General features: G+C 50.1%; 8 protein-coding genes. 6 read left to right on the forward strand and 2 right to left on the reverse strand.

All coding sequences use genetic code 11. From position 1 onward, the window contains the following. Positions 1-95: 95 nt before the first annotated feature. The 6 genes from pyk to aptA all read left to right on the forward strand — a co-directional run bounded on the left by pyk (position 96) and on the right by aptA (position 8,061). On the forward strand, positions 96-1,877 hold the full coding sequence (gene pyk / locus GS601_RS17025) for a pyruvate kinase (RefSeq protein ID WP_162424488.1): 1,782 nt from the start codon (positions 96-98) through the stop codon (positions 1,875-1,877). Positions 1,878-2,043: 166 nt separating this feature from the next. Continuing rightward, entirely contained in the window at positions 2,044-3,495 is a 1,452-nt protein-coding gene (locus GS601_RS17030) for a phosphoglucomutase/phosphomannomutase family protein (protein ID WP_162424489.1), read from the forward strand. A gap of 236 nt (positions 3,496-3,731) precedes the next feature. Beyond that, a complete protein-coding gene (locus GS601_RS17035) occupies positions 3,732-4,193 on the forward strand; it encodes a GNAT family N-acetyltransferase (protein ID WP_162424490.1) in 462 nt (153 codons plus the stop codon). Positions 4,194-4,807: 614 nt separating this feature from the next. Continuing rightward, a complete protein-coding gene (locus GS601_RS17040) occupies positions 4,808-5,584 on the forward strand; it encodes a DUF554 domain-containing protein (protein WP_162424491.1) in 777 nt (258 codons plus the stop codon). A gap of 418 nt (positions 5,585-6,002) precedes the next feature. Beyond that, positions 6,003-6,548 (forward strand): hypothetical protein, encoded by a 546-nt coding sequence (locus GS601_RS22990; RefSeq protein ID WP_202925161.1) that lies wholly within the window; start codon positions 6,003-6,005, stop codon positions 6,546-6,548. Between the two features lie 184 nt (positions 6,549-6,732). Next, complete coding sequence (gene aptA / locus GS601_RS17050) at positions 6,733-8,061, forward strand: omega-aminotransferase AptA (RefSeq protein ID WP_162424492.1); 1,329 nt, start codon at positions 6,733-6,735, stop codon at positions 8,059-8,061. 59 nt (positions 8,062-8,120) lie between these two features. On the opposite strand, the gene GS601_RS17055 is transcribed toward aptA, so the two are convergent. Further along, positions 8,121-9,752 carry a sensor histidine kinase gene (locus tag GS601_RS17055; protein WP_162424493.1) on the reverse strand — a complete coding sequence of 544 codons (1,632 nt, stop codon included), beginning with the start codon at positions 9,750-9,752 and terminating at the stop codon, positions 8,121-8,123. A 461-nt stretch (positions 9,753-10,213) separates the two neighbouring features. Continuing rightward, on the reverse strand, positions 10,214-11,434 hold the full coding sequence (locus GS601_RS17060) for an acetate kinase (RefSeq protein WP_162424494.1): 1,221 nt from the start codon (positions 11,432-11,434) through the stop codon (positions 10,214-10,216). Positions 11,435-11,523 lie beyond the last annotated feature (89 nt).

Consider the following 11,523-nt stretch of genomic DNA (forward strand, 5'->3'; position numbering starts at 1 on the left):
GCACATCTCCGAAGGAACCGCGCATTTGGTGCAGATCTTGACTTAAACTTTCTTTCATCCCCCTATCCCTTCACTCATCGTTGGATCTCTAGTTCATGCAAGTGCCATCCTCTCGTCGTAGAACAAAAATCGTTGCCACGATCGGTCCAGCTACTAGCACCCCAGACACCTTACGAGACCTGATTAAGGCAGGAGCCACAACGCTTCGCCTTAATTTTTCTCACGGAACCCACGACGATCATTTACGCAGCATTCGGCTGATTCGCCAAATTTCGTTTGAGCTAAATCAGCCCGTCGGCATTCTTCAAGACTTGCAGGGACCGAAAATTCGTCTCGGACGGTTTGAGAATGGCTCGATTGTGCTGAACAACAATGACCCGTTTACCCTGACCAGTCGGCTGATTCCGGGAACGCAGGAGATCAGTTCTGTCACCTACGATCGCTTGTCTGAAGAAGTGCCGACCGGGGCAACGATCTTGCTCGATGATGGCAGGGTGGAAATGGTGGTGGAAGCCGTCGATCGCGAGGCGCGAGAACTGCGATGTCGAGTGGTGGTGGGAGGTCCGCTCTCGAATAACAAAGGGGTGAATTTTCCGGGGGTTTACCTGTCGATCAAAGCGCTGACCGATAAAGATCGCAAAGATTTGACGTTTGGGTTAGACCAAGGTGTGGATTGGGTCGCCCTTAGCTTTGTGCGAAATCCTCAAGATGTTTTGGAGATCAAGGAACTGATTTCCAGTGCTGGCAAGTCGGTGCCGGTGGTGGTGAAAATTGAGAAGCACGAAGCGATCGAGCAGATGGAGGCGATTTTGTCGATCGCCGATGGCGTCATGGTGGCACGGGGGGATCTTGGCGTAGAACTGCCCGCAGAAGATGTGCCGATTTTGCAGAAGCGCCTGATTACGACTGCCAATCGATTGGGCATTCCGGTGATCACCGCGACGCAGATGCTCGATAGCATGGTTCACAGTCCGCGTCCGACGCGCGCCGAAATTTCCGATGTCGCCAATGCCATTCTCGATGGAACCGATGCGGTGATGCTGTCGAACGAAACGGCGGTGGGCAAGTTTCCAGTCGAAGCGGTGGCGACGATGGCACGGATCGCCCTTCGCACCGAGCAAGAACCGAGCCATCGCACTTTAGAGGGAACTGGGCGCTCGATCCCCAACTCGATCAGTCAAGCGGTCGGTAAGATCTCCGAGCAATTGGGCGCGATCGCAATCATGTCGATGACCAAATCAGGGGCAACCGCACGAAACGTCTCAAAATTCCGTCCCAAAACTCCGATTCTTGCCGTGACGCCCCATGTGGATGTTGCTCGCCAACTTCAATTGGTGTGGGGCGTCAGACCATTGCTCGTGCTCGATCTACCCTCCACAGGTCAGACGTTCCAAGCCGCGCTCAATGTGGCGCAAGAGAAAGGCTTGGTGTCGGAGGGCGATCTCGTCGTCATGACTGCCGGAACCTTGCAAGGCGTTTCTGGCTCAACAGATTTGATCAAAATCGAGGTGGTAACTGCTGTTCGGGGAAAAGGGATCGGCATCGGTCAAGGGTCGATCAGTGGACGCGCCAGAGTTGCGCCCAACAGTGGAGAACTCTCTCGCTTTCTGTCTGGCGAGATTTTAGTGGCACCCTGCACCAGCGCTGACCACATCGACGCCATCCGTAAAGCGGCAGGGATCATCACCGAAGATAGTAGCTTGACGAGCCACGCGGCGGTGATTGGGCTGCGGTTGGGCATTCCAGTGTTGGTGGGAGTTAAAAACGCGACAGGGGTGATCCGCGATGGTGAAATTGTCACGCTAGACATGCAGCGTGGGCTGGTCTATTCCGGCACCAACGGCGCAACCCAAACCGACTCAGCCTTGACCGTTTAGATCAAATCCTCCTGTTGGGCTGCGATCGCTGGCGTAAAGAAACCATGGAGCAACGGTTGGCTTGGGGCTGGGTAACCTTACCCGCAGATTCACTCAACCCAGATCCACCCAACCCAGATACACTGAGAGTTGCTTTAGTCCCCACTGGTTTTTAGGAGGTTGTAATATGGCTCACGCCGCTTCTGTGATTACGGCAATTAACCCAATTCAGTTTGGGACAGATGGATGGCGCGGGCTGATTGCAGCCGATTTTACCTACGATCGCGTTAGGCGGGTTGCCCCGATCGTGGCGCAGGTGCTAGCCGAGGAATATGGTTCCCAAACAGGCAGCAATACCGTGATTGTGGGCTACGATCGCCGCTTTATTGCCGAAGAGTTTGCCCGGGTGGCGGCAGATTCTATACGCGCGATCGGGTTTGATATTCTCTTTTCCGAATGCTTTGCCCCGACTCCTGCCTTTAGTTGGGCAGCAAAGACGCTCAATGCCTTAGGCGCGATCGTGATTACGGCAAGCCACAATCCCGGTGGCTATTCGGGCTTGAAAGTAAAAGGGGCGTTTGGGGGATCGGTGCCGCCGGAGGTGACGCAAAAAATCGAAGCCTTGCTAGCAGGTGGGCAGCCGCCTCAAGCGCAGGCTCCGGGTCGCTTTGAGACCTTTAACCCGTGGACGAGCTACTGCGAAGGGCTGCGATCGCTGGTCGATATTGCTGCAATTCGGGCTGCCATTACTCAAGGCAAGCTCACCGTGTTTGCCGATGTGATGCACGGAGCGGCGGCAGGCGGAATTGCCCAACTGCTCGGCGTTGAGATTCACGAGTTAAACAGCGATCGCGACCCCTTGTTTGAGGGCGGCGCACCAGAACCTTTGCCCAAATATTTATCCAAACTTTTGCACCAGATTCAAGCATTTGAGAGCGATGGTTTAGCGGTTGGGTTAGTGTTTGATGGAGATGCCGATCGCATTGGCGCTGTCGATGGCAATGGCAACTTCCTGAGTTCTCAAATTCTGATTCCTATTTTGATCGAACATTTGTCCCGAAAAGGCTACCGTGGCGAAGTGGTAAAAACGGTGAGCGGCTCAGATCTAATTCCAAAAGTGGCTCAGCACAACCACCTTCCCGTGTTTGAAACCCCGATTGGCTACAAATATATTGCCGATCGCATGTTGGTTGCCAAGGTGCTGCTTGGGGGTGAAGAGTCGGGCGGAATTGGGTATGGGCACCACATTCCAGAACGCGATGCTTTATTAGCGGCGCTGTATGTGTTAGAAACCGTTGTTCAAACCGAATTAGATTTAAGCGATTTGTACCACCAGATTCAGCAAAAAGTAGGATTTGATGCCGCCTACGATCGCATCGATCTTCCCCTTGCCAGCATGAACGTCAGAGCAAAACTTCTAGAGCAATTAAACACCAACCCCGTGCAAAACATTGCTGGGCGCGCTGTGATCCACTGCCAAACAGAGGATGGTTTCAAATTCCGTCTAGCGGATCAAAGCTGGTTGCTGATTCGTTTTAGTGGCACTGAGCCTGTGTTGCGGCTCTACTGCGAAGCTGCCACGATCGAACAGGTTCATGCCACCTTAAATTGGGCAAAACAGTGGGCAAACTCTATCTAAAGTCTGCTAGTTCAGAAATCGGGGATCTGAAAACCTGTTTAGCCAACAGCTAGCTCATCATTCTGGTGGGCTGTCAAGGTGGAAGTGAGGGACTAGGAGGGGATGGGTGGAGAGGGGATGGGTGGCTGGGTCGGGAAGGAATCTAGCCCATCGACTCATCCACCCATTTACCCATCGACTCAACGTTGACACTCTACTAGGTTGACAATCTACTAGATAGAGGAGATGCGATCGCAATGAAAATACGATTGTTTGAAAAAATAGACGCTGAGCAAGTCGCCCAGTTGTTTCACCAGACCGTGCGGGAAATTAACATTCACGATTACTCAAGCGATCAGGTTAAAGCATGGGCACCCGACAATATCTACTTTAGAAACTGGGCAGAGGTTTGCTCAAACCGCTTCACCTATGTTGCAGATAATGACGGTGCGATCGCTGGATTCGGAGAGCTAGAACCTGATGGTCATATCGACTGTTTTTATTGCCATAAAGACTATCAGCGCAGCGGAGTAGGCAGCCAGATCTATCACGCGATCGAAGCCAAGGCGCTAGAGTTGGGAATCAGCCACTTGCACACCGAAGCAAGCATCACCGCAAAACCATTTTTTCAACGGATGGGGTTTTCCGTCGTCAACCAGCAGGAGGTAACGCGGCGGGGTGCAACCTTTGTCCAGTACAAGATGGCAAAAGTGCTATAGATTCCGACGCAGGCTCAGCCGCCTCTAAATCAGACCTTGTACTTTGCTAGGGATTAGACCTAGGGTTTATACCGATGTAGGATGTACACCCATAAAGAATGACGCTGACAAACTCAAAGCTTTAGCTTGCCCCTCTTTGAGCCGCCAGCCAGAAAAATAAGCTCCACCTTTCTATCGGGTAAGCCATCCCAACTGATTGGAGTTCGCGTTTCAGTTTCGATTCACAATACTTCATTAAGTTGATTTCAAGCAGTGGCGCAACAGAGAACGAGCTAGATTTTCTCAACCGTCTACTAACCATTGTTCTAACGTAGCCTCTAGTGTTGTCAACCAAAGTAGAGCTACTAGCTAGATTGTCAACGTTGAGTTGATGGGTGGACGGTTCTGATTACTAGCCTTTCCCTCTCTCCTCCTAGTCCCCATTTCAATCTTGACAGACCACTAGTGTGGCAAGTTAACTGCCTCTCCAAGCCCAACCCTGCCCCACCTTAGCAACGGCTGCTTTCATTTATTTGATATGATTCATCCTACATGCTGCTTGCGCTCACAAAAAAGCTAGAGCCAAGCCACTGATCGCTGCATTACCATCTTCATCACTTTAACGATTAGTATCCATGCCCTTACTTCCCCTATGGCTGATCTACCCCGCCACACTAAGCCTATGGGACAAAACAAGTGGAACCTGGATTAATCTCATCACCGTCCTCTTAGGAAGCCTTCTAGGGCTGCTCCTGCAAGATGCCTTGCCTCGGAGAATGCAGCGCATCATTACCCAAGGTTTAGGGCTGCTTACCACCTTCTTAGGCGTCACCATGGCTGAAAGTTTGCTCAAGGTGCCAGCCGCACATATTGATGGAATCATTCTTGGATTAATTGCGATCGTAGTAGGCGGAGTGCTGGGCGAATGGTGGCAAATCGAAACCCATTTACGCACCTTGGGCAACTGGCTACAGCACCGGGTTAAGGGAGGCGGTAATTTCACCGAAGGATTTGTAGCAGCCAGTCTTTTATTTTGTGTGGGGCCAATGACCATTCTTGGCAGCCTCAACAATGGCTTAGCCGGTAATAACACGGTGCTCTCGATCAAATCAGCAATGGACGGCTTTGCTGCGATCGCGCTGAGCAGCAGTTATGGCATCGGCGTTGCCTTCTCTAGTGCCATTGTTTTGCTCTACCAAGGCGGGCTATCGTTAGCGGCTGGGTTCTTTGCCCAGTCATTACCTGACCCTGCCACCGCACCTCCCATACTGCTCACCTCTGGCGTTGGCGGACTGATGATCATCGGCTTAGGCTTAAATCTTCTCGAAGTCGCTCAGCTTAGTATTGCCTCCTTCTTACCTGCATTGATCTTTGCGCCGTTGCTGTATGCGTTGTTGCAACAGTTCACCTGATCACAACCGCCAACCCATCGGGAATAAGCAGAGCGATCAGCGCCGCGATCATCTGCTAAGAACTAGTAACATGCACCAAACTCTGACTTGCCAACACCAACGTCAAAGCAATCACAACGTCAATATAGACAAATCAAACATAAATTTATTAAATTTTGGTGCTAAATTAGAAAATGTCTCTATAATGACAGCGACAGCGATAACAGCGATGCGATTTGCGTCAAAAATTTCGTAGAATCGCGAACCACTCTTGAGAGCAGAAATTCAACAATCGATCTCAGCGAGTAACGCAAGGTTTGCAGTCTGTTTACATCTGCAACTACCCCATGAGGGGAACTGCAACACAACCATAAAGCCCTTTACTAGGGCGCAGATCAAGCAAAGTTGTCAACTTTACCCAGAAACAAGGAACAGAACCATGGCAGCAACAAAACGTCGATCACCCACATCAACGCTAGTTTCCAAGAACGCAATCACCCAGGCATCCAGTTCGTTGCAAGACCTGCCCGAAAAACCAAAAGAAATTTGGTCATTGAGAGAAGCCATCAACTTGCTCAAAGATCAGATCACCGTGGCACTCGATCGAGGGTACAGCTACACCGAAGTTTCGCAAATGCTATCGAAAACGGGTGTGGAAATCAGCCCATCAACGCTGAAATACTATCTGTCTTCTGCTCGTAAAGAAGACGGTGGAGGCAAAACCAAGACTCGTAGACGCCGCAGAACCCTAAATCTGCCTGCAGAAGCGTTGCAAAACGGAATGTCGGACGCCGCGATGGAAAAAGCGCCCGCCAAGGCGAAAACGGCTGATGATGCAAAAGCCCCTGCCACCAAAACAGCCGCCAAAAAGCCTGCCGCCGCCAAAGCCCCTGCCACCAAAACAGCCGCCAAAAAGCCTGCCGTCGCCAAAGCCCCTGCCACCAAAACAGCCGCCAGCAGAACCCGCAAAAAAACGGCAGGCTAATCGCGTTTACCATGTCAGCCAAACAGGGCGCTTCTCTTTACTGATGGGTCGCTTTACTTTTACTAAGGGGTGATTGAATGGGTCAAGAGCAGGGGCAAAGAGTCGCTCTTGATAGCAGCGCCGTGCAAGGTGCGCCTCCATTTACGGTATGGTGTGAAGGGTCGCTACATCTGGGTGATTCGCTATGCAAAACCTTGCACAATTTTCACTGCCAGAAAGTTTAGAGGCTTTTTGGATGCCTTTTACAGCTAATCGCCAGTTTAAGGCAAAGCCTCGGCTCATGGCATCGGCTCAAGATATGCACTACACCACGGTAGACGGTCGGCAGGTGCTAGACGGAACCGCAGGGCTATGGTGCGTCAATGCTGGGCACTGCCGCGACAAGATTGCTCATGCGATCGCGCAGCAGGCAGCTACGCTGGATTTTGCTCCGACTTTTCAGATGGGGCATCCCGGTCCGTTTGTGCTGGCAGAACGGTTAGCGCAAATGCTACCAGGAGATCTCAATCATGTGTTTTTCACCAATTCTGGCTCTGAGTCGGTAGATACAGCGCTAAAGGTGGCGTTGGCTTATCACCGGGTTCGAGGAGACGCTAGCCGCACTCGGTTAATTGGGCGAGAGCGGGGCTACCATGGCGTCGGATTTGGGGGCATCTCGGTGGGGGGAATTGCGCCCAATCGTAAGTTTTTTGGCAGCCTGTTGCCCGGAGTTGATCATCTACCTCATACTCATAATTTAGAGCACAATGCCTTTAGCAAAGGGCAGCCTCGGTGGGGCGAGCACCTAGCAGACGAGTTAGAGCGCATCGTAACGCTGCATGACCCATCTACGATCGCAGCCCTGATTGTTGAACCTGTTGCTGGTTCAACGGGCGTACTCATTCCACCCGTAGGATATCTAGAGCGGCTGCGATCGCTCTGTACAAAATACGGCATTCTTTTGATCTTCGACGAAGTGATCACCGGATTTGGACGCTTGGGGAAGGCGTTTGCCACAGACTATTTTGGCGTCATGCCTGATTTAGTAGCCGTGGCAAAAGGCATTACCAATGCTGCCGTGCCGATGGGAGCCGTGATTGCCCGAAACGGCATTTACGACGCCTTTATGCAAGGTTCAGACCAAGCGATCGAGCTATTTCATGGCTACACCTATTCAGGGCATCCGTTGGCGTGTGCAGCCGCCATGGCGACGCTGGATATTTACGAAGAGGAAGGGTTGTTTGAGCGGGCAAATGGGTTAGCACCTTATTGGCAAGAAGCGGTGCATTCGTTAGCGGAATTGTCCTCTGTGATTGATGTTCGCAATTTAGGATTGGTGGCCGGAATTGAGTTGGAACCGCTGCCAGGAAAGCCGTCTGTCCGGGCTTATGAGTGTATGGTGCGGTGTTTTGAGCAAGGACTATTGATTCGGACAACGGGGGATATTATTGCGTTGTCGCCGCCGTTGATTTTAGAAAAGCATCACATTGATCAGATGGTTGATCTGTTGGGCAGCGTGTTGAAACACGGATAAGCTTGCGAGGCTGCCAGGGTTGCGATCGTGGCTCGATGTTTTGAAGACGATCCGCCCAATCATTGAGCAGAAACTAACGGCAGTTTTACGGTAAACGTTGTTCCTTTTCCTTCCCCGTCGCTTTTAACCTGCACTGTCCCACCGTGGAGTTCGACTAATTGATGCACGATCGCGAGTCCCAATCCCAATCCTTTTCCCATTCCAACTTCTGCGTCCTCAGATTGCCGGAAGCGATCAAACACATGAGGCAAAAACTTAGGGCTAATCCCAATTCCAGTATCGCTGACCATAATTTGTGCCATCGATTCTTCCGTTAGTGCTGAGACGTCCACCGTCACCTGCCCACCATTAGGCGTAAATTTAACAGCGTTAGTCAGCAGATTTAGCACAACCTGCTGAAGTCGGCTCGGATCGCCAGCTACACGCACAGGTGAGGGAGCCGTTTTGTCGGAGTTTTGCGGTGCGCTAATCGCGGCAATTTGGATCTGCTTTTGTTCAGCAGAAAACCGAACGGCATCAACAGCGGTCTCAATCGTAGAGTGTAAATTTACTACAACCCTCGCCAAATGCAGCTTGCCGCGAATGATACGAGAAACATCTAACAAGTCTTCGATCAAGCGAGACTGAGCCTTGGCGTTGCGTTCGATGGTTTCAAGCGCGCGATCGCTAGCAGTGAGATCTAGATTGCGCGTACGCAGCAGATTTGCCCATCCTAAAATGGCATTGAGCGGCGATCTCAACTCATGGGTCACCACAGCCAGAAACTCATCTTTGCTATGATTTTCAATCTCAGCTTCTTCGCGAGCCGCTTGCTCTTGCTTCAAGAGTTGCGTCCGTTCTCTTACATATTGTCTCAGCCGTTGTTCAATTTGTTTGCGATCCGTAATATCTTGTGTAATTCCTACCAATCGCGTTGGTTGCCCTGTTTCGTCATATTCAACCCGCCCTTTGCAGTGCAACCAGCGAACCTCACCAGAGGGAGTAACCAGACGATAGCGGCTGCTCAACTGCGATTCCTTCGGAACTACGCCTTGCACCAATCGCGTCTCTATTGCCTGATTAAATCGCTGCACAACCAAGTCGCGATCGCTAGGATGAATGCACTCAAGCCAGCCTTCAAACGTCTTGGTAAACGCTTCGGGTGATAGACCTAACACAGCCGCAACATTTTCTGACCAAGATAACTCTCCTGACTTTAAGTTCCATTCCCACGCGCCCACATGGGCAGACTCAAGGGCAAGCCGTAAACGATCTTCAGTACTTTTTAGAGCAAACTGGCTATGGGAAAATTGCTGTCGCAGGTGCCCAACTTGAAGGGCGCTCAGCATCGCCAAACGAAGTTGCTCTGGCGTCATGCTTTCTAGAGCTAAATAGTTTTGTGCGCCTGCTTTAATCGCCTTTACAGCGAGAGACTCATCCCCGTGAGAGGCAACCACAATAATAGGTGGGAGATCGACGCCGCATTGAGCTTTTAGATCTGCCAAAAATTGCAGCCCGTTTTGGTCAGGTAGCGAAACATTAAGCAACACAACATCGGGTAGCATATGCTGACAGTGTGCTAACCCATCTTGAGCAGAAACCGCTTCATAAATTGAGTAGTCTTGCTCTAGGTCGTCTAGCAAAAAACGTCGATAAATCTGTTGGTTTTCACGACTACTATCAACAGTTAGAACAGTAAATTGCTGAGTCATGGTTCTTTATATAGAGACTATGCTCTAGCCGCAAAGTATGTTTTATGGGTTCTGAATCTCAGATCTTCAGCAATTGACAGACAGAGCCAACTCGTCAAATCTAACGTTGCTGTCTCAAAAATATCAGAATATACCCCATTAGGTACAAGATATTACATTGAAAGTTATAACGGTAAGTAAAACGCCAGACATACGCTATTTTTGTCGTATAAAACACAGTTAAAAATACATTGTTAAAAACGAAAATCGCGCTTATAAACTATACGTACTAGTTTAAAGAAGTCTAGGCTTCTGGTTTAACCACTTTACTAGTTTAAGCGAATGACAAACTATTGAGTTTTTTCACAGAATATTGGTTTCTATATCAATCCCCATCTAGACGCAGGACGAGAGATTATACTGTTTGCAAAATACAGTCTTTCTATAAATTACATAGTACAGAAATTACATAGTACAAAAAATCACACCGTACAAATCCGTTGGGTTTCTTGGGCGATCGCCCAATCTTCTTCAGTATGAATGACCAGAACTCGCACCGTTGAATCTGGAGTTGCAATGTCTTGATTTATTGGATGATTTTCATTTATTTCCGCATCTATTTTCAATCCTAAAAAACGAAAGGCTTCGCAGGTGCGCGATCGCACCTCAGCATTATTTTCTCCAACTCCTGCTGTGAATACTAATGTATCAATCCCACGTAGCGTTGCCATCATTGCACCGATTCCAGCTTGCAAGCGGTGAATGTATATTTCAAATGCTAACGCTGCTTCTGAACTGTTTTCATTTGCGATCGCAGCTTGAATCTGGCGCATATCCGACGAAAGACCCGAAACGCCCTTTAGCCCAGAGTTTTTGTTTAAAAGATGATCCAGGTCATCGACTGAGTATTGTTCTTCCCGCATCAGATGGATCAAAATTCCAGGATCAATAGAGCCAGATCGGCTGCCCATCATCAAGCCGTCGAGCGGTGTAAAGCCCATGGTTGTATCAATACTCCGCCCATTTTGAATGGCAGCTAGAGAACACCCATTGCCCAAGTGACAGGTAATCAGTTTTAATTCTGTTAACGCTCGGTTTAGGAGGTGCGCGGCTCGATTTGCACAATATTCGTGACTGATCCCGTGAAATCCATATTTCCGAATGCCCTGCTCAAACCATTTGTAGGGGATCGGATAAACCGCGCTGGGCAAGGGCAATTGAGCGTGAAAGGCGGTGTCAAACACTGCAACTTGGGGAACGACGGTTCCTAACCGATGCTCGATCGCTGCAATTCCTTCTAGATTGGCAGGGTTGTGAGCGGGTGCAAAAGTTGAAAGACGTGCGATCGCAGCTTTCACTTCTGGCGTAATCACGACGCTTTCTCGATACTCCTGCCCACCATGCACAACACGATGACCCACCGCCTCAATTTCGGATAGATCCTCAAGAACCTGAGTTTCACCGCTTGTTAAAGTGTTGAACATCGCCGCGATCGCAGACTCGCGATCGCGGGCTGAGAGTTCTTCGCGGTGCGTTTTTCCTCTACTGGTTTTCACGTCAATTTCAGCCATGCCTTCGCGGTGAGTCCAGTCAATTTTCGCCTCCCAAAGCGGCTGTAGAGGCTGATCTGACTGGCGTTCGGCAAGGTCATAAAAGGCGCTTTTTTGGCTGCTTGAGCCTGCATTGAGCACTAAGATTTTCATAGCTCTACGTCCTTGGCAGATGGTTCCAGCAAATTTTGAAAGTCTTAACTAAGGTTCGTCCTTGGCAGCAGATTCGGTAGATGAGGTTT

The organism is Myxacorys almedinensis A, from assembly GCF_010091945.1.
In the GTDB taxonomy this organism is placed as follows: Bacteria; Cyanobacteriota; Cyanobacteriia; order Leptolyngbyales; family Leptolyngbyaceae; genus Myxacorys; species Myxacorys almedinensis.